Annotated in this window: 15 protein-coding genes; 8 read left to right on the top strand and 7 right to left on the bottom strand. The window is 65.9% G+C overall.

Annotated features, from left to right (window positions below; all coding sequences use genetic code 11):
• The first annotated feature begins 77 nt into the window (after positions 1–77).
• Positions 78–2,807 (top strand): preprotein translocase subunit SecA, encoded by a 2,730-nt coding sequence (gene secA, locus H0A72_RS05275; protein ID WP_180153991.1) that lies wholly within the window; start codon positions 78–80, stop codon positions 2,805–2,807.
• A 67-nt stretch (positions 2,808–2,874) separates the two neighbouring features.
• Here secA and H0A72_RS05270 read toward each other — a convergent pair whose 3' ends face one another.
• Together H0A72_RS05270 and H0A72_RS05265 are read right to left on the bottom strand one after the other, a co-directional pair.
• On the bottom strand, positions 2,875–4,290 hold the full coding sequence (locus H0A72_RS05270; protein WP_180153990.1) for an amidase: 1,416 nt from the start codon (positions 4,288–4,290) through the stop codon (positions 2,875–2,877).
• A 102-nt stretch (positions 4,291–4,392) separates the two neighbouring features.
• Positions 4,393–5,613: an amino acid ABC transporter substrate-binding protein gene (locus H0A72_RS05265; protein WP_180153989.1), complete on the bottom strand. Its 1,221-nt coding sequence runs from the start codon at positions 5,611–5,613 to the stop codon at positions 4,393–4,395.
• Positions 5,614–5,740: 127 nt separating this feature from the next.
• Here H0A72_RS05265 and H0A72_RS05260 point away from each other — a divergent pair, with 127 nt between their 5' ends.
• The 5 genes from H0A72_RS05260 to H0A72_RS05240 all read left to right on the top strand — a co-directional run bounded on the left by H0A72_RS05260 (position 5,741) and on the right by H0A72_RS05240 (position 10,182).
• Positions 5,741–6,658 carry a LysR substrate-binding domain-containing protein gene (locus H0A72_RS05260; RefSeq protein WP_246436776.1) on the top strand — a complete coding sequence of 306 codons (918 nt, stop codon included), beginning with the start codon at positions 5,741–5,743 and terminating at the stop codon, positions 6,656–6,658.
• Positions 6,659–6,829: 171 nt separating this feature from the next.
• Positions 6,830–7,822, top strand: coding sequence for a branched-chain amino acid ABC transporter permease (locus H0A72_RS05255; RefSeq protein ID WP_180153988.1), 993 nt, complete (start codon positions 6,830–6,832; stop codon positions 7,820–7,822).
• Positions 7,823–7,835: 13 nt separating this feature from the next.
• On the top strand, positions 7,836–8,717 hold the full coding sequence (locus H0A72_RS05250) for a branched-chain amino acid ABC transporter permease (protein ID WP_180153987.1): 882 nt from the start codon (positions 7,836–7,838) through the stop codon (positions 8,715–8,717).
• A 15-nt stretch (positions 8,718–8,732) separates the two neighbouring features.
• Positions 8,733–9,440: an ABC transporter ATP-binding protein gene (locus tag H0A72_RS05245; protein WP_180153986.1), complete on the top strand. Its 708-nt coding sequence runs from the start codon at positions 8,733–8,735 to the stop codon at positions 9,438–9,440.
• A 1-nt stretch (position 9,441) separates the two neighbouring features.
• On the top strand, positions 9,442–10,182 hold the full coding sequence (locus H0A72_RS05240; RefSeq protein WP_180153985.1) for a branched-chain amino acid ABC transporter ATP-binding protein: 741 nt from the start codon (positions 9,442–9,444) through the stop codon (positions 10,180–10,182).
• Positions 10,183–10,223: 41 nt separating this feature from the next.
• Here H0A72_RS05240 and mgtE read toward each other — a convergent pair whose 3' ends face one another.
• From mgtE to H0A72_RS05220, 4 genes are all read right to left on the bottom strand, one after another.
• Positions 10,224–11,702: a magnesium transporter gene (mgtE, locus tag H0A72_RS05235; protein ID WP_180153984.1), complete on the bottom strand. Its 1,479-nt coding sequence runs from the start codon at positions 11,700–11,702 to the stop codon at positions 10,224–10,226.
• Between the two features lie 14 nt (positions 11,703–11,716).
• Positions 11,717–12,124 (bottom strand): acyl-CoA thioesterase, encoded by a 408-nt coding sequence (locus H0A72_RS05230; RefSeq protein ID WP_180153983.1) that lies wholly within the window; start codon positions 12,122–12,124, stop codon positions 11,717–11,719.
• 72 nt (positions 12,125–12,196) lie between these two features.
• Positions 12,197–13,399: a M20 aminoacylase family protein gene (locus H0A72_RS05225; protein WP_180153982.1), complete on the bottom strand. Its 1,203-nt coding sequence runs from the start codon at positions 13,397–13,399 to the stop codon at positions 12,197–12,199.
• A 104-nt stretch (positions 13,400–13,503) separates the two neighbouring features.
• Entirely contained in the window at positions 13,504–14,373 is an 870-nt protein-coding gene (locus H0A72_RS05220; RefSeq protein WP_180153981.1) for an inositol monophosphatase family protein, read from the bottom strand.
• Positions 14,374–14,462: 89 nt separating this feature from the next.
• Here H0A72_RS05220 and mnmC point away from each other — a divergent pair, with 89 nt between their 5' ends.
• Positions 14,463–16,334: a bifunctional tRNA (5-methylaminomethyl-2-thiouridine)(34)-methyltransferase MnmC2/FAD-dependent 5-carboxymethylaminomethyl-2-thiouridine(34) oxidoreductase MnmC1 gene (gene mnmC, locus H0A72_RS05215; protein WP_180153980.1), complete on the top strand. Its 1,872-nt coding sequence runs from the start codon at positions 14,463–14,465 to the stop codon at positions 16,332–16,334.
• Between the two features lie 115 nt (positions 16,335–16,449).
• Positions 16,450–18,666 carry a TIM-barrel domain-containing protein gene (locus H0A72_RS05210; protein WP_180153979.1) on the top strand — a complete coding sequence of 739 codons (2,217 nt, stop codon included), beginning with the start codon at positions 16,450–16,452 and terminating at the stop codon, positions 18,664–18,666.
• Here the strand turns inward: H0A72_RS05210 and H0A72_RS05205 are convergent.
• Positions 18,663–19,454, bottom strand: a complete 792-nt coding sequence (locus H0A72_RS05205) for a metallophosphoesterase (RefSeq protein WP_218953166.1) — start codon at positions 19,452–19,454, stop codon at positions 18,663–18,665. The genes H0A72_RS05210 and H0A72_RS05205 overlap by 4 nt on opposite strands.
• Positions 19,455–19,509 lie beyond the last annotated feature (55 nt).

The raw sequence follows: 19,509 nt of genomic DNA, 5'->3' as shown, positions 1-19,509 counted from the left end.
CGGTGTATCCGCCAACCCAGAACACACGAGCAAGAGGGCCCCGCGCAGCATGACGGGCCTTCATGGACGACAGAAGAATGGTTTCTCTGCTAAAAAAGCTTATCGGCAGTCGCAACGACCGCATACTGAAGCAGTACCGCAAGCAAGTGGCGCAAATCAATGCGCTCGAACCCGGCATGGCGGCCTTGTCGGATGATGCCCTGGCCGCCAAGACCGTCGAGTTTCGTGAAAGAGTCGCCGGCGGCGCCGGTCTCGACGATCTCTTGCCCGAAGCCTTCGCCGTGGTCCGCGAGGCCAGCAAGCGTGTGTTCGGCATGCGCCACTTCGACGTCCAGCTCATGGGCGCCATTGCGCTGCATAACGGCAAGATCGCCGAAATGCGCACGGGCGAAGGCAAGACCCTCATGGCCACGCTGGCCGTCTACCTGAATGCGCTGGCGGGCAAGGGCGTGCACGTGGTCACCGTCAACGACTACCTGGCCCGGCGCGACGCCGAATGGATGGGGCGCCTGTACCGCTTCCTGGGCATGAGCGTGGGCGTGGTGGTGCCGCAGCAGGAAAACGAGGAAAAAAGGGCGGCCTACCAGGCCGACATCACCTACGGCACCAACAATGAATACGGCTTCGACTACCTGCGCGACAACATGGAATACCGCGCGGAAGACCGCCGCCAGCGTCCGCTGTTCTACGCGATCGTCGACGAGGTCGACTCCATCCTGATCGACGAGGCCCGCACGCCGCTGATCATCTCGGGCCAGGCCGAAGACAACACCGACCTGTACGTGCGCATGAACGCCGTGCCGCCACTGCTGGCGCGCATGGCGTCCGAGCCCCGGCCCCACGAGCCCGAGCCCGAAGGCGATTTCTGGGTCGACGAAAAAGGCCAGCAAGTCCATCTGTCCGAGGCCGGCCAGATCAAGGCCGAACAGATCATGATCAGCAAGGGCCTGCTGAAGGAAGGCGAGTCCCTGTACGATCCGCGCAATATTTCGCTGGTCCATCACCTGATGGTGGCGTTGCGCGCCCACAACCTGTTCTTCCGGGACCAGCAATACGTGGTCCAGAACGGCGAAATCATCATCGTCGACGAATTCACGGGCCGGCTCATGGTCGGCCGCCGCTGGTCGGACGGCCTGCACCAGGCCGTCGAGGCCAAGGAAGGCGTCAGCATCCAGAACGAGAACCAGACGCTGGCCTCGATCACCTTCCAGAATTATTTCCGCATGTACGCCAAGCTGGCGGGCATGACCGGCACGGCGGACACGGAAGCCTACGAATTCCAGGAAATCTACGGCCTGGAAACCGTCATCATCCCGACCAACCGGCCCATGGCCCGGGTCGACCAGAACGATCAGGTCTTCAAGACCGACGCCGAAAAATACAACGCCATCCTCGCCGACATCAAGGACTGCCACGAGCGCGGCCAGCCGGTGCTGGTGGGCACGACCAGCATCGAGAACTCCGAATTGCTGTCGGGCCTGCTGACCAAGGCCAAGCTGCCTCACCAGGTGCTCAATGCCAAGCAGCACGCCCGCGAAGCGGAAATCGTGGCGGAGGCCGGCAAACCGGGGCACATCACCATCGCGACCAACATGGCGGGCCGCGGCACCGACATCGTGCTGGGCGGCAGCGTCGAGAAGCAGATCGACCTGGTCCGCGCCGACGCATCGCTGTCCCCCGAAGAGAAGGAAGCCCGGATCGAAACCATCAAGTCGGCCTGGGCGCCCGACAACGCGGCGGTCAAGGCGGCCGGCGGCTTGCGCATCATCGGCACCGAGCGGCATGAGTCGCGCCGCATCGACAACCAGCTGCGCGGCCGCGCGGGGCGCCAGGGCGACCCGGGCTCTTCGCGCTTCTATCTTTCGCTCGAAGACTCCCTGATGCGCATTTTCGCCGGCGACCGCGTGCGCGCCATCATGGAGCGCCTGCGCCTGCCCGAGGGCGAGCCCATCGAGGCCAAGATGGTGTCGCGCTCGATCGAATCGGCGCAGCGCAAGGTCGAAGCCCGCAACTTCGACATCCGCAAGCAATTGCTCGAATACGACGACGTCGCCAACGACCAGCGCAAGGTGCTGTACAGCCAGCGCAACGAGGTCCTGGAATCCAGCAACGTGGCCGACACCATCGCCAATCTGCGCATGGCGGCCATCGAAGAACAGTTCCGCGCCTATATTCCGGCGGAATCCGTCGAGGACCAATGGGACGTGCCCGGCCTGCAGGCCGCGCTGGAAAGCGAATGGCAGATCGCCATGCCGCTGGTCGAGATCCTCGAAAAAGAGCCCAACCTCACCGACGACGACCTGCTCGACCGCGTGCAGCAAGAGGCCGCCCGCCTGTATCAGGCCAAGGTCGACCTGGTGGGCCTGGAAGGGTGGGCGCCTTTCGAGCGCGCCGTGCTGCTGCAGGCCATCGACACGCACTGGCGCAATCATCTGTCGGCGCTGGATCACCTGCGCCAGGGGATACACCTGCGCGGCTATGCACAGAAAGACCCCAAGCAGGAATACAAGCGCGAGGCCTTCGAGCTGTTTTCCGACATGCTCGACCGCGTGCGCAACGAGGTCGTGCGCGTGCTCATGACGGTGAAGATCCAGTCGCCGGAGCAGGTGGAGGTGGCGGAATCGGAGCCTCAGCTGGAGAACGTCACGTATCACCACTCGGACTATGACGCGGCCCTGAGCGGCGAGGACCCGGGCATTGCGTCGTCTCCGGCGTCGGGTCAAGCGGTACCGAAGGTGGGCCGCAATGATCCTTGCCCTTGCGGCAGCGGCAAGAAGTACAAGCATTGCCATGGGAAGCTTGCTTGATACCCTTATACGCCATCAGGCCATGTTCCACATGACCTGATGGCGAGGCCTATCGGGCGGGCGGGCCTTACAGCCCGACGGCGTGCAGATCCGGCGTCTTCAGATGCCAGTCGGTTTCCTGCTGGAACGCCGCGCCGATGGCCGTGAGCCGCGGCTCGGCCAAGGGAGCGCCCAGCAGCTGCACCCCTACCGGCAGGCCGTCTTCCGAAAACCCGGCCGGCAGGCTCAGCGCCGTGGCGTTGATGAAATTCGCCGCCCGGGTAAAAGACGCCAGCGCCAGCGAATTCTCGTCCACCTCGTCGACCCGGCAGGCGGCGCAGGGCAGCGTCGGCATCAGCAGGGCGTCGGCATGGCCGACTATCCATTCCCGCCACTGCCGGCTGGCTTCCCTGTGGTACTTCAGCGCCCCGATGTAGGACGCCGAATCCACGGTCTTGCCATTGCGGATGCGCCCGCGCACCCCATCGCCGAAAGGCAGGGCCGGATCCTCGATATAGCTCGCATGATAGGCATACGATTCCGCCGCGATGATCGTGCCGTTGGCCAGCATCAGCTCGTGGAAATCGAATGGCAGCCGGTAGGTTTCGACGCTTGCGCCCAGCGCCTGCAGCACCGTCCGCGCCTGCCCGTAGGCCTGCACGACGGCCGGACTGGCCGGCGTGGGGAACTGTTCCAGGTCCATCAGCGCCAGGTGCACGCCCTGCAGCGGCTTGCCGGCGTGCCATTGCGCCATGGGTTCGGCGGGCGGCAGGTGCCAGGTGGCGGGGTCTTGCGCATCGTACCCGGCCGTCAGCCGTGACAGCCACCAGGCGTCCTCCGCGGTCCGCGCCAGGAAGCCGATGGAGTCCAGCGTATCGGAAAGCGGCACCGCCCCGTGGCGGCTGATCAGCCCGCTGGTGGTCTTCAGGCCCGTGATGCCGTTGAGCGCCGCCGGAATGCGCACCGACCCGCCCGTGTCCGAACCCAGGGCGGCGGGCGCCAGGCCGCCGGCGACGGCCACGCCCGAGCCGCTGGACGAGCCGCCGGGAATGTATGCGTGGGGCAGGCCCCAGGGATTGACGGGCGTGCCCATGCGGGGGTTCAGCCCCCAGCCGCCGAAGGCGAACTCGACCATGTGCAGCTTGCCCAGCACGACCATGCCGGCCTGCAGCAGCCGGGAAACCACGGTGGCGGTTTCATGGCGCACACGCCCGCGCCATGCTTCGGAGCCGGCCGTGGTGGCTTGCCCGGCGATGTCGCAAAGATCCTTGATCGCTATCGGCACGCCGTCCAGCGGGCCCAGGCTGTAGCCCGACGCGCGGCGCGCATCGGCGGCGCGCGCCTGCTGCAGCGCCCCTTGCGCATCGACATGCACATAGGCATGCAGGCCGGCATTGCCTTTTTCGATGCGGTCCAGATAGTGCCGCGTTAATTCCAGGGCGCTGAGCGCCCCTGTGTCCAGTTTCTTTGCCAACTGTCCCAGGCTTGAAAATGCAAGCTCCATGTCGACTTTCTACTCACGTCTTTAAACAGAAGAATGACGGCGGCGGCCCGCGGGCCGCCGCCGCCGCGGAATGCCGGCCAGGCGCCGGCATTCATGCCCCGATCAGCGATCTTTCCAGGCGGGGATGGGGTAGATGGCCTTGTCGGTCGCGACGTCCTTGGGCCATACCGTGACCAGGCCCTTGCCGGGCTGGCTCTGCACCACGGGGAAGGGCATTTTCAGCTGCATGCCGGTTTCCGAGATGGCATAGGGCCCGGCCATGACCGTGACCTTGTCCGACAGCGCGAGAGAGGCATCCTTGAGCGCCTTGGCGTCGGTGGAGCCGGCCTTCTTGATGATTTCCTCGGTCAGCACGGCGGCGCCATAGGCCAGCGCCGTCTGGAAATCGGGCGCGAATTCGGCTTTCGGGAACAGGCGGTCGTAGGCCTGGGCGAACTGCTCGCGCGTCAGGCCGGCGGTGACGTTCCAGTTGACGGCCGGGTGGTAGTTGGTGTGGCTGAAGATGTAGTCGGAATCCTTGCCGATGTCCAGGAACTGGGGCGTGGACGCATACACCATGAAGGTGTAGGGGAAGTTGATGTTCAGCTGGCGCATCTGGCGCACCATGCTGATCAGGTCTCCTTCATAGGACGTGGGCACGAATGCCTCGGCCCCGGATGCGCGCACCTTCTGCAGAATGGTGCTGAAGTCTTTCTGCCCTTTCGGGTAGCGCTCGTAGAGCACCACTTCCATGCCGTTGGCCTTGGCCTGTTCGCGCCCGCCTTCGGCCAGCCCCGTGGGGAAGGGCTCGTCGGAGTAGAGCAGGGCGACTTTCTTCACGCCCAGCGAGCTGGCGTGCTCCATGCCGGCGCGCAGCATGGCCGACACGGGCATTTGCGTGCCCGACACGATGTACTTGAAGCCCTGGTTGTACAGGCTGTCGCTGGCCGCCGACCAGATCATCATATACTTGCCCAGGCGCTCGGTGACCGTGGCGGCGGCCGTCGTCAGCGTGGAGCCGAAGGGCGCGAACACCAGGTCCACCTTTTCGTCGACGATCAGGCGCTCGTACACCCGCGTGACCATCTGCTTGTCGCTGCGGTCGTCCAGCTTGACCAGTTCAACCTTCTTTTTCTTGCCGCCGATCTCTATGCCGCCGCGCCGATTGACGTCATCGACCCAGACCTCCACCCCGCGCACGCCGGACTGCGACGCCAGCGCGAAACTGCCGGTGGTGGATACCGTCATCCCGAGGCGGATGGTATCTTGCGCTTGTGCTGCGGCGGCGCATGCTGTGAGTGCCAAGGCCGCGGCCAAGTTCCGAAGTATGTTCTTTCCCGACATTTTTTACTCCTTCCCTAAAATTTTCTTTGTAGACAATACATATCCAAGCAAACAATCCCGTGCGACACCGGGCTTGGACCACCCGAAGCCGGAATAAAATATAACATAAAGGTATAGGCTGTACGCAATGAATAAACAACTCAATTACCGCCAAACGGAAATTCTCTGGGCCATTGTCATGGCCGGCTCCATCAGCGGGGCGGCCAGGCTGCTGAACATCAGCCAGCCGGCCGTCAGCCGCATGCTCGGCCAGATCGAGAAGCAGCTTTCCACGCGGCTGTTCGAGCGCATTCGCGGCAAGCTGCAGCCTACGCAGGACGTCCGTTCGCTGTTCGAGGAAATCGAGCGCGCCCAGCGCGTGATGGGGCGCATCAACGACATCGCCGACACCCTGGCGGACCGCAGCGGCGGCGGCTTGAATCTGGGCTCCATTCCCAGCCTCGTGCACCAGTTCCTGCCCAGGGTCATGGCCGACTTTCAACGGCTGCGCCCCAATGTCCTGATGCGCATCCACAGCGACATCGTGCACAAGCTGGTGAGCGCCGTCCTGCAGGGCGAGGTCGAGGTCGGCTTCATCGTGCTCCTGACCGAACACCCTTATCTGACGGTGCTTCCGCTGATGGAAGGGCGCATGGTGGCGGCGGTTCCCGCCGGCCATGCGCTGGCCGCCAAGCGGCAGACGACGCTGGCGGAACTGGCCGAGCACCCGCAGATCGTGACCGGCACCCGCATGCCCTACGGCATGCTGGCGCTCAGCGCCATGGACAGCCAGGGCCTGCAGTACCGGATCAGCGCCGACGTGCCCTGGAGCCAGCAGGCATGCGCGCTGGTCAATGCCGACATGGGGGTCGCCCTGATCGACGAATTCACGGCGGCGCAGAATATCTGGCCGAACGTGCGCATCGTGCCGCTGAAGGAGCGCATCCCCTTGCAGGTCAACATCATCCACGCCCGCGAGCGCAAGCTGAGCGAAGCCGCCGACACCTTCATCCAGCTGGCGCGGTCCCGTGCGTCGGAAACCGCGGCCGCCCGCCCGCAGGCCTAGGGCCGGCGTTTTGGCGTCGACAGGCCCCGGCGGGCCGTTTGCGCGGCGGCAGGGGGCGGGCGGATGGGGCGAATATCAGGGAAAATACTAGGTGGCCATTAACTTGTAGTTATAATTTTTTTTATCCATAATGCGTGGGCTATCGAATCCGCCTCTTTTCAGGAGCGCACCATGCAACATTCTCCGGCCGCTGTTCCGGCCGCACATGCCACCCGGGCGCAAGACCAGCGCATCTCACAGCTCAGGATACAGATCGCCGCGGCGGTCTTCCTGGCGATCGTCGCGGTGTTCTGCGTGCTTCCGCTGTTCGCCTCGAACACCTCGTTCGCTTTCTACCTGATGCTGTGGATCATCATGGCCAGCGCCATCAACATCAGCGTCGGGTTCACCGGCTACCTGCCTTTCGGCTATGTCGTCTTCTACGGCATAGGCGCATACGCCACCGGCATCTGCTACAAGGTGCTGGGCTGGCCCATTTTCCCCTCGCTGCTGCTGGCCGGCGGCTTCGGCATCGCGCTGGCCATGCTGTTTGCGCCGACCCTGCGCTTGAAAGGCGTCTACTTCGGCATCGTCAGCCTGGCGCTGGCCACCATCGTGCGGCTGGTGATCTCCAACCTGCCGTCGGAGATCACCGGCGGCAGCATGGGCCTGATTCTGGCGGGCAGCAACAATCCCGTGCTCAGCTACTACACCATGCTGCTGGTGCTCGTGCTGACGCTGGCCTGCGTGCTGTGGCTGTCGGCATCCAGCCTGGGCAAGGCCCTGAAGGCGATACGCGACGACGACGGCGCGGCGGCCTGCGTGGGCATCAACGTGCCGCGCACGCGCTTGAAGGCATGGGTGCTGGCCGCCGTGTTCCCGGCGCTGGCGGGCGGCATCGAGGCCTGGCACACCAACGTCGTCGACCCCGAATACGCCTTCCACGTGCTGGTCACCGCCAAAAGCATCGTGTATGCGATGGCGGGCGGCTTCGGCACGATACTGGGGCCGGTCGTGGGTACCACCGCGCTGCTGGGCATCGATCACATCATCTGGCAGAAGTTCCCGCTGATCAACCTGCTGCTGCTGGGCCTGGTCATTGTCCTGCTCATGCTGTTCCTGCCGCGCGGCATCGTCGGCGGCCTGCTGCGCCGCTATCCGCAACTACGTCGCTATATCGCTTAAGGAGGCTTCCATCATGCACGATCTGCTGCTGCAAGGCTTGATGAACGGCCTGATCCTGGGCGCCATCTACGGATTGATCGGCGTCGGCCTGAACATCGTTTTCGGGGTGCTGCGCGTGGTCAACTTCGCGCACGGCGAATTCCTGGTGCTGGGCGCCTACCTGGCGCTGATGCTCGCGCAGTACGCCGGCATCAGCCCCTTCCTCGCGCTGCCCATCACCTTCCTGGTGTTCTGCGCGCTGGGCTATCTGCTGTACTTCGTCCTGATCCCCCGGCTCAGCCGCTCGGACGACCCCGAGACCAGCTCGCTGCTGCTCATGTTCGGCGTGTCCATCATGCTGGGCGCCATCATGCTGCTGCTGTTCGAGGCCGACGCGCGCACGCTGGAATACAGCATCGAGCCGGTTTTCATCATGCTCGGCGACGTCATCCTGCCCACCGTGCGCCTGATCGCCCTGGCCATCAGCCTGGCCATCGTCGCGCTGCTGGCATGGTTCCTGTACCGCACCCTGACGGGCAAGGCGCTGCGCGCCATCATCATGAATCGCGACGCGGTGCGCATCGTGGGCATCAAGACCGAACGCCTGTCGGCGCTGGCCTTCGCCCTGGGCATCGGCCTGGCCGGCGTGACCGGCGTGCTGACCGCCATGGTGTTTCCCGCCTTCTCGCCCTTCATGGGCAATGACTACACCCTCATCGGTTTCGTGGTGATCGTGCTTGGCGGGCTGGGGCATCCGGTCGGGGCGCTGGCCGGCGCGCTGCTGTTCGCGGTGGCGGAGCAAGTGGCCTCGGTCTATTTCAACCCGTCCATCGGCACGATCTGCGGCTTCATTCTGATGGTGGCCATGATCTTCGTACGGCCCAACGGCCTGTTCGGCAAGCAGATCCTGCGCTGAACCAGGGGACGACACATGTTGAAAATCGAGAAACTCAAGAAACAATTCGGCGGCCTGGTCGCCCTGAACGGCATCGACCTGCACGTGCCCCCGAATCACATCCTGGGCGTGATCGGCATGAACGGTTCGGGCAAGACCACCATGCTGAACTGCGTCAACGGCCTGTATACGCCCACCGAGGGCCGCATCCTGCTGCAGGGCCGTGACATCACCGGCCTGCCGGTGGAGCAGGTGGCCCGCGCCGGCGTCGGGCGCACTTTCCAGGTGCCGCGCGTCTTCCCGCACATGACGCTGCTGGACAACCTGGACGTGTCGCAGCTGCAGAAGGGCCGCAGCGCCGAAGAGCGCTACCAGCACAGCGTGGAGTGGCTGGAGCGCGTCGAGCTCTATCGCCTGCGCCACAACATGGCCGAGGAGCTCTCCGGCGGGCAGCAGAAGCTGCTGGAGCTGGCGCGCATCATGGTGTCGCGCCCGAAGGTGGTGCTGCTGGACGAACCCTTCGCGGGCGTCAATCCCGGCCTGGCGCAGCTGCTGATCGCCATCATCAAGACCTTGCCGACGGAACACGATTGCTCGGTCGTGCTGGTTTCGCACGACCTGACCTCCATTTATCAATTGTCGCACCACATCATCGTCATGAACGAAGGCGCCATACTTTGCCAGGGCTCGGCCGACACCGTGCGCAATGATCCGGCTGTGATCGAAGCCTATCTGGGAGCCTGACATGAGCGATATTTCCATTGCATTGCACGACGTGACCGTGGCCTACCACGGCGACATCACCATTCTGAACGGTGTCAATGTGCAGGCGCGCGCCGGCCAGGTGACCGGCATCATCGGCCCCAACGGGGCGGGCAAGTCCACGGTGCTGAAGACGATGTTCGGCTTTCTGCCGCTGCGCACGGGCAGCATCACGCTGCATGGGCGCGACATCAGCCGCATGGCGCCGGACGAGCGCGCCGCCATGGGCGTGGCGTTCGTGCCGCAGCATCGCAGCCTGTTCGGGGATCTGTCCGTCGAGGACAATCTGCTGCTGGGCTGCTGGTCGTTCAAGCGCGACAAGGCGCGCATCCGCCGCGGCATCGACATGGTGTATGACCGCTTTCCCATTCTGGCCACGAAGCGGAATGATCCGGTCTCCAGCATGAGCGGCGGGCAGCAGCGTTTCGTGGAGTTCGGCCGGGCGCTGCTGCTGGAGCCGTCCGTCATTCTGCTGGACGAGCCGACGGCGATGCTGGCGCCGAAGATCTCCAAGGAACTGTACAGCCTGATCCGGGCCTTTGCGGACGAGGGGATGACGGTGGTGCTGGTGGACCAGAACGTGCGCCGCTGCGCGGAGATTTCGGACTATATGTTCATTCTTGAGCTGGGCAGGAACAAGGCCGAGGGCACGCATGCGCAATTCCATGAGGGCTCGGAATTGCACGATATGGTGGCCACCTGGATGGACTACAAAATCGATTGAGGCGGGCGGGCCCGGGGCCCGCCTTTTGGCGTTGACGGGCCCTAGATCAGAAACAGCGTCGCCAGGCCCAGGAAAATGAAGAACCCGAGCGAATCGGTCGCGAAGGTCAGGAGCACCGACGAGCCCACGGCCGGGTCCTTGCCGAAGCGCGAGCGCAGAATGGGGATGACCACCCCGAGCGCCGCCCCGATCAGCATGTTGAAGATCATCGCGGCCATCATCACCGCCGCGATCGCCGCGGACCCGGAAATCGCCCACGCGAAGGTGGCGGCCACCACGCTGCCCAGCGTGCCCACCATGAAGGTCACCGTCAGTTCGCGCTTCACCAGTTGCCAGGCATTGGCCTCGGTCACCCTGCCGACCGCCAGCGCGCGGATGATCATCGTCATCGTCTGATTGCCCGAATTGCCGCCGATGCCCGCCACGATCGACATCAGGAAAGCCAGGATCACGATGTGGCTGACCGTGTCCTCGAAACGGGAGGCCACGACCGATGCGATCGCGGCCGTGCAAAGATTGACCAGCAGCCAGGGAGCGCGGTTGCGCAGCGCATCGAGCGCCGGCGCGAAAATGTCTTCTTCCTGCAGGCCGGCGCGCGACAGCGCTTGTTCCTGGGAGTCTTCCTGGATCACGTCCACCACTTCCGCGATCGTCACCCGGCCGATGAGCCGGCCCTGGTCGTCCACGACGGGCGCGGACACCAGATCGTAGCGCTCGAACGCGCCGGCCGCGTCCGCGTCGGAGTCCAGCGGATTGAGCGCCAGGTAGTCCTTGGTCATGACCTCCGACACCTGGGTTTCCGGATCCTGCACCAGCAGGGTCGACACGGGCAACGTGCCCTGCAGGCGGTCCTGGCGGTCGACCACGAAGATCTGGTCGGTGTGGTCGGGCAGTTCATGCAGCCGGCGCAGGTAGCGCAGCACGACCTCCAGCGAGACGTCTTCGCGCACCCGCACCATTTCGAAGTCCATGATGGCGCCCACGGTGTCTTCGGGGTAGCCCATGGCCTCGATCAGCTGCGCGCGCTCCTCGTCGGTCAGCCCTTTCTGCACTTCGGCCACCACGTCGGGCGGCAGGTCGGGGACCAGGTCGGCGATCTCGTCGGCATCCATGGTGCCGGTGGCGGCGATCAGGTCCTGATGATCCATGGATTCGATCAGGGACTCGCGCGCCCAGTCGTCCACTTCGAGCAGGACGTCGGCGTCGTGCTCCGCGCTCACGAGCTGCCAGACGGCCTGCCGCTCGTGCACGGGCAGCGATTCCAGGATGAAAGCGATGTCGGCCGGGTGCAGGTCGTTGACGATCGCCCGGATTTCGTTTTCGTGCTGCCGGTGCAGCAGCCCTTCCAGCAGGTTGGAGCGGTCGTCTTCCTCGTATTGCCGCTGCGCCAGGGCTTCGACCACCTCCTGGCGCTTCAGGATGGACTGCAGGCGCTGCAAGGCGAGCTGGGCATCTTCGGGGTCGAGGCGGCGCGGAATGACGATGGGCGCGCTTTCAGTCTGGACTACGGGCTCCGACATAGGCGAACCTTGCGTTAAACGGGTGGAAGAGGGCGGCGCTTGCGCTGGTTGTCGGTGGCGACGTAGGTGAGGACGGCTTCGGTCACTTTGACGACTTCCAGCTCCAGCCTTTGCCGTTCCGCATAGACCTCGACCGAAACGGTGACGGATGTCGTGCCGACCTTGAGGATTTCAGCGTAGAAGCTCAGCAGGTCGCCGACGAATACCGGTTGCTTGAAGGTGAAGGCGTTGACCGCGATGGTCGCGACGCGGCCGGCCGCGCGGCGGGCGGCGGGAATGGAGCCCGCGATGTCGACTTGCGCCATGATCCACCCGCCGAAGACGTCTCCGTGGATGTTTGCGTCGGATGGCATGGGCATGACGCGCAGGACCGCGTGGCGTTCGGGCGGCGGCAGCAGGGTGGGGGTGTTGGCGGTGCTCATGCTGGCATTTTAGCGGCAAGCAGGCCTGCCGCCCCGTTGAGGAGTCATTAAATGTGGGTTGTCGATGAAAACCTACGCGCCGGCTTGTGCCAGCCAATGCCGCGCGAGTTCCACCCAGTAGGTCGCCCCGAGGGGAATGAGGTCGTCGTTGAAATCGTAGCTGCCGTTGTGCAGCATGCAGGGCCCCAGGCCGTGGCCGGCGGCGCGGTGGTCGCCCTGGCCGTTGCCGATCCAGACATAACAGCCGGGCTTTTCCTTGAGCATGAAGGCGAAGTCTTCGGCGCCCATGGAAGGCTGGACCGAGGCGTTGACGTTTTCCTTGCCCACGATGCCCTCCAGGACGCGCGCGCACAAGGCGGCTTCGCCGGCGTGGTTGACCGTGGGCGGATACTTGCGCTGGAAGTGGAAATCGGCCTTGCAGCCCAGGGCATGGGCGGTGTGCTCGGAGATTTCCCGCATGCGCTGCTCGATCAGGTCCAGCATGTCTTCGGAAAAGGTGCGCACCGTGCCGCGCAGCATCGCATCGGTGGGAATGACGTTGTCGGCCGAGCCGGCGTGGATCTGGGTGATGCTGACCACGGCCGGTTCCAGCGGGTTGCGGTTGCGCGTGACGATGGTCTGCAGGCTTTGTGCGATCTGGACGGCCGCCATGATCGGGTCCGCGCCAAGATGGGGCATGCCGCCGTGCGCGCCCTTGCCTTCGATGGCGATTTCGAAGGTGTTGCTGGAGGCCATGATGGGGCCCGCGACCAGGCCGAAGCTGCCGACCGCCATGCCGGGCCAATTGTGCATGCCGAAGACGGCGTCCATGGGAAAGCGGGTGAACAGGCCGTCGTCTATCATGGCCTTGGCCCCGCACGAACCTTCTTCGGCCGGCTGGAAGATCACATAAACCGTTCCGTCGAAGTCGCGGTGTTCGGCCAGGTAGCGGGCCGCCGCCAGCAGCATGGCGGTGTGGCCGTCGTGGCCGCAGGCGTGCATTTTGCCCGGATGGCGGCTGGCATGCTCGAAGCTGTTGAGTTCCTGCATGGGCAGCGCGTCCATGTCGGCGCGCAGGCCCAGGGCCCTGCCGTTCTGTGTCTTGCCATGGATGGTGCCGACCACGCCGGTGACGCCGAGCCCCCTGTGGACCGGTATGCCCCATGATTCGAGTTTTTGCGCGACGATGTCCGCGGTACGGATTTCTTCGTAGGCGAGTTCGGGGTGGGCGTGGATGTCGCGGCGAATGGCTGTGATTTCCGACTTCCATTCCAGAATAGGCTCGGTAAGCTTCATGGTTTGGTTCCTGATGTGTTGAATGCCGTGGAAATACCCGTATGGGAGCGTATCACCGATCATCGCGCAATTGAAGCCGGGCCGGCAGGCGGCGCCCGCATCGTTTATTCGGCGGCGGGCCCCGGCGCGGCGTAGTCCAGGTGCGGCTGTATCATGGCGTCGAGCGCGGGGGCGGTGTGGGGGTTCCCGGCATAGACATAGCCTTTGATCGGCCAGGGGTCGCGGTGGTACATGTCTTCGCAGACGCCCCCGGCTTCGCGCACGATGACGGTTCCCGCGGCGACGTCCCAGGGGGCCAGGCCCATTTCCCAATAGCCGTCGTAGCGCCCGCAAGCCACCCAGGCCAGGTCCAGCGCCGCCGCGCCCAGGCGGCGCACGCCGCGCGTGAGCTGGATGGAGGCGTCCAGGGTGGGCATGTATTGGTCGGTGAAGGAGAAATCGCGGAAGGGCAGGCCCGTGCCCAGCACGGCTTCGGACAGCTGCGTGGTTTGCGAGCACGTGATGCGGTGTTCGTTCAGCCAGGCGCCGACGCCGTGCATGGCGCTGTAGAGCTCTTCCCGGTTGGGGTCGTAGACCACCCCGATGACCGGCGTGTCGCGCTGCAGGGGCTTGCCGCCGTCGACCACGGCGTTTTCATGGGCGACCAGGGCGATCGACACCGCATAATGGGGAATGCCATGCAGGAAATTGGTGGTTCCGTCCAGCGGGTCTATATACCAGGTCGCCAGGCTGGAAGCCCTGCCGCCGCTTTCTTCGGCGACGATGCCCAGGTCGGGCGTGCGGTCGCGCAGGATCTGTATGACGGCCTGTTCGGCTTCGCGGTCGGCCTGGGAGACCAGGTCGTTGCGCATTTTCTTGTCGATAACGAGTTCGGCGCGGTTGTGCGAGTAGGCTTGTAGAATGGCGGCTGCGGCGTGCGCGGCGGTAACGGCGGCATCCAGGCAGTCGCTGAGTGGCAGACGGGTTGATTGCATACGGTAGAGGCCCTGTTCGACAAGAGCGGAACACGCTCATTCATTTCCACAGTCATTGTACGTGAAGGTCTTTGTTCCAGGCGGCAGGCATGTCGAGCAAGTATGAACCCCTGATTCCCGCCACGCCGGCCTTCGACGCGCGCGGCACCCCCATGAGCGCCCGGTACGGCGACGTCTATCATCCGGCCTGGGGCGCGCTGGCCCAGGCCCGGCGGGTGTTCCTGGAAGGCAATGGCCTGCCGGAGCGCTGGCGCGGCAAGGACGCCTTCACGGTGTGCGAGACCGGGTTCGGGCTGGGGCACAACTTCCTGGCCCTGTGGCAGGCCTGGCGGGATGACCCGCAGCGGTCCCGGCGCCTGCACGTGGTGTCGTTCGAAGCCCACCCCTTTTCCGCGCCGGACCTGTCCGGGCTGTTGCTGCCGCGCCTGGAGCCGCCCGAAAGGCGGCTCGCCGAGCAGCTGATCCAGGCGTGGCCGGTGCTGCTGCCGGGCCTGCACCGGCTCGAATTCGAAGGCGGCAGCCTGACGCTGACGCTGGCGTTCGGCACGGTCGAGCGCCTGGCCAGGCAGGTCTCGGCCCGGGTCGACGCCTTCTTCCTGGACGGGTTCGCGCCCCGCGTGAATCCGCAGATGTGGTCCCGCCAATTGTTCGGGCAACTGGTCCGCATGGCCAATGCGCACGCGACGGCGGCCACTTGGTGCTGCGCGGGCGAGATGCGGCGCTCCCTGGCCGCCGCGGGGTTTCTCGTCAGCAAGACCCGGGGTTTCGGCGGCAAGCGGGAAATGACGGTGGCCTCCCTGCGGCCGGAGCTGGGCCGCCGTGGCTGCCCGCCGGGCGAGGGCGGGTCCGCCACGGCCGTCATCGTCGGCGGCGGGCTGGCGGGCGCGGGGGTGGCGCACGCCCTGGCGCTGCGCGGCATTGGTTCGACGGTGCTGGATCCGGTGTTCGCGCTGGGGGCGGGCGGAAGCCACAAAGGCCATCTTGCCGCGGCGCTCACGCCCGCCCTCAGCCGCGACGACGATCCGCGCTCGCGCATCGGCCGTGCCGGCGCCCTGCGCGCCCTGGCACGCTGGCAAGAATTCGACGGCGCGGCGCGCCCTTGGCGTTGCGGCACGCTGGAAGTCATCCGCGACCCCGTCGGGGCCCGGCAATGGCGGCGCGCGCTGGACGAGCTGCGGCTCGCTTCCGACTGGGTCCGCTGGCTCGATGCCGCGCAGGCACGCGAGCGGACGGGGGTGGACCTGGGCGCCGGCGGCTTGTGGTTTTCCGCCGGGCAGCTGGTCCGGATGGAGCCGCTCCTCGCAGCGATGCTCGCGCCCGCGGCCATCGCGCTCAGGGCGGAGAGCGTGCTCGCCATCGGGCAAGACGCATCCGGGTCGTGGCGGGCGTTCGGGCCCGAGGGGCGGGTGCTGGCCAGCGGCGACCATCTGGTCCTGGCGGGCGCCCATGGCACGCCGGCGCTGCTGGCCACGGTGGCCGGCGCGCCGCCCTTGCCGAAACTGCGCGCCATGTACAGAATGGGCGGGCAGGTCAGCTATCTGGACGGAGCCGATGCGGTGGACACCCGGGCCATCCTGGCCGGCAATGGGTACTGCCTGCCGCGCATCGAGGGGCGCGGCGTGGTGGGCGGCACCTATGTGCCGGATGCGGAAAGCCCGCAGCTGACGGTTGCCGGGCACGAGGAAAACCTGCGCAAGCTGCATGCGCTGCTCGGCCGCGCGCAGCCCGCGGCGCAGGGCCGGGGCGCCATGGAAGGGTGGGCGGGCTGGCGGGCCGCCGTGGCCGACCGGCTGCCGGTCATCGGGCCGGTGGCGGGCGCCGAGGGTTTGTGGCTGGCCTGCGCGTACGGGTCGCGGGGGCTGAGCTGGTCCGCCCTGGCGGGGGACTTGATCGCCGCTTGGCTGTGCGGCGAACCGCTGCCGCTGGAGCGCGAATTGCTGCAAAAAATCGCGCCGCGCTAAGCCTTGCGGCCATTGCGGAAGGCTCATAAAGCTGTACCATTTTATTTTATGGCTTAAATCCGTCAGAATAATGGCTTTTGATGCTTTTATGGGCGTAAGCCCCGAGGATTGCGCTGTGCCGCCCAAGTCCGACCTTGAACACCTGACGCAAATTGACACCATTGAATTCCTGGCTTCGAAATCGACTTGCGCCGATTTTTCGATGGAAGGCGGCACTCTGCACCTGCAGGTCGAGGCCGCCGCGCCGGGTGTATACCGCTTGCGTTGCGGCCCCCAAGGCAGCCTGGATCCCGACAAGCTCAGCCCTCGCAAGCGCGCCCATGCCGAAATGCTGATCGCCCGGCAGGAAGCCGTCGGCGAGCTCGCGGTATCGTCCATCGCCGAATCCGCCCGGCAAGGGTGGCGCCTGGAACAAGGCGACACCGTGCTCGAACTTCAGCTCAGCCCCTTCCAGTTCTCGGTGTATCGCGGCGGCGCCTGCCTGATGAGCAGCCGGGCCGGCGGCACGCTGGCCCATGGCCAGGCCGGCGGGCAGGCGCTATGGCAGCTGTGCATCGACCTGGACGGCGACGACGCGCTGCACGGCGGCGGCGAGACCGGCGGCGAACTCGACCGGCGCGGCACGCGCCTGGTGTCGGACGACCCGGCCTGCCGCGCGCTGCCGCTGGTATGGAGCACCAAGGGCTGGGGCCTGTACGTCAACACCCTGGCCCGCATCGAACATGATCTCGACAGCGAACGGGACGACGGCTACCGCATCGCCGTTCATGATGCGCTGCTGGACGCCTACCTGTTCGTGGGCGAACCATCCGAGATCCTCAATCAATATACCGCGCTTACCGGCCGGGCGGGCCAGCCCGGGCTGTGGCCCATGGGGGTGTGGCTGGACCAGGCCGCGGGCCAGTCGCTGGCCGATACGCTGGGCGCCGTCCGCGAATTCCGCGCCAACGAATGGGGGCTGGACGTCGTGCGCCTGGCGCCGCCCGCCGTCTGCGGCTTCCAGTCCGACAAGCCGGCGTTCGAATGGGATGCCGCCCGCGTGCCCGATCCGCGCGCCATGTTCGCCGCCTTCCAGGACCTGAACGTGCAGGTGGCGGCGCCGTTCTTCCCCGGCGTGCCGAGCGGCACCGAGCTCTTCACCGAATGGGAAGACCGCGGCTGGCTGCTGATCAACGACGACGGCGAAGCGCACGTCTTTCCGGGCACCGAAGTCACGGGCGGCAAGCCTTTCGGGCTGCTCGACCTGACCAACAAGGACGTCTTCAAGCTGTGGTCGGAACGCCAGCGCCAGCTCGTCGACGAAGGCCTGGGCGCGCCCGCCTGCGATGCGCAGTTCGACATCCCCGACGGCATCACGGCCCGGGGCGGCGAAACCGGCGCGGTGCTGCGCAGCATCTATCCGCTGCTGGCGCGGCAGGCGCTTTTCGATGCCGTTGCGGGGCACAAGACGCCGCAGGAGGGCGTCATCTGCAGCACGGACCTGTTTCCCACCGCCCAGCGTTTCGCCTGGCAGGACGGCGCCTGCGGCGGCAACGGCTGGCCGGCCATGGAACGTTCCCTGCGCACCGCGCTGTCGCTGGGCGACAGCGGCGTCCCGGTGCAGACGCACGCGCTGGGCTCCGCCAAGCACCCGTTGGACGAAATGACTCCGGAACTCTATGTGCGCTGGCTGGCCATGAGCGTATTTTCCGCCAACTTCCGCTTCCAGGGCCATCCGCAATTGCTGCCGTCGGCCTTCGACGCCCAGACCCGCGAGCTCGTCCGGCACTGGCTGCAGTGGCGCTATCGCCTGGTGCCGTATGTGCTGGGCATCATCGAAGACGCCGTGCGCAGCGGCCTGCCGGTGCAGCGGTCCATGGCGCTGTGCTTTCCCGGCGACACCCTGGCGCAGGCCTGGGACACCCAATACATGCTGGGGCCGGCTCTTCTGGTCGCGCCCGTGCTCAAGCCCGGCAAGGAAGTCCAGGTGTACCTGCCCAAGGGCGAGGCCTGGTGGGACCTCAATACCGGCTGGCGCTACGAAGGCGGCACCACCTGGACGGTCCAGGCCGACCTGGACACCCTGCCCATCTTCGGGCGCGAAGGGCATATGCTCTGCCTGGGGCCCACGGTCCAGCATTCCGGCGAGTTCAATTCCGCGCGCATCCTCGACGAGGTCTGGATGTTCGGCATGCCCGAACACAGCCCCGTCGTCATGCGCAACAAGATACGCGTCATGCAGATGCAGGGCTCCAGCTACATCAAAGGGCTGGAAGGGCTGCGGATCCTGCCGTCCGAGGGGCTGGAAGTCAAGCGGCGCGGCGCCGAGGTCCGTATTTCAAGAGCCCGCTAAGCGGCGTCCGGCTTGCTGATTTCCACCACCAGGCCGGGCCGGAAATCCGGGTTTTCAAGCTTGTCGTCCGTGACGTAGCCGCGCGGATTGCAGACGACGCGCGTGCCGCCGACCATGTAGTCGAAGCTGTTGTGGGTGTGCCCATGCACCCACAAGGCCACCCGGTCCGCGCCCATCAGGCCTTCATTGTCGGTGACGAAGCAGGTGTTGATGGCCGAACCGGCAAAGCGCGGGTGGATGCTGCGCGGCGACGGCGCATGATGCGTGATCACCACCGTGGGGCCCTGGTGGGCTTCGTTCAGCTTGGCCGCGAGCCAAGCCCGGTTGCGAGCGTACAGGGCCTCCATTTCTTGCGGCGTCAGCAGGCCCTGCGGCCCCGACGGCGACTTGATCCGCGCGTAGTCGTAGGTCAGGCGCAGCGCCTGGGCGATGGCTCTTTCGCGGGCGGGGCCCCGGCCTTCCAGGTTGAAATCGCTCCAGAGCGTGCTGCCCAGGAAGCGGACGCCGTGCAGCTCGGCCTGGCCGTTGTGCAGCAGCCGGATGTGCGTGCCGGCGGTCAGCCGCCGCAGCGCTTCGATGGTGCCGTCGAGCGTGCCGCCATAGAACTCATGGTTGCCGGGAACGTAGAGCACGGGCTTGTCGAAGCCCATCGCCCAGTCTATGGCGCGCTCCGGCCGCGCGATGTCGCCCGCCAGAATCACGATGTCCGCCTCGGTATGGGGCAGCGGCATGCCCGCCCGGCTAAGGTGCAGGTCGGACAGTATGTTGAGGCGTATGGTCTGTGGCATGGCGGTGGGAACAGGGTAAATGTTGGGAGCAGGTCAAATTGACAGCTTCGTGGGA

The sequence above is a fragment of the Parapusillimonas granuli genome (assembly GCF_013416525.1).
Classification (GTDB): domain Bacteria; phylum Pseudomonadota; class Gammaproteobacteria; order Burkholderiales; family Burkholderiaceae_B; genus Parapusillimonas; species Parapusillimonas granuli.
Note: the sequence above shows the minus strand (reverse complement) of the source record. Positions and strands in the feature narration are given on the sequence as shown.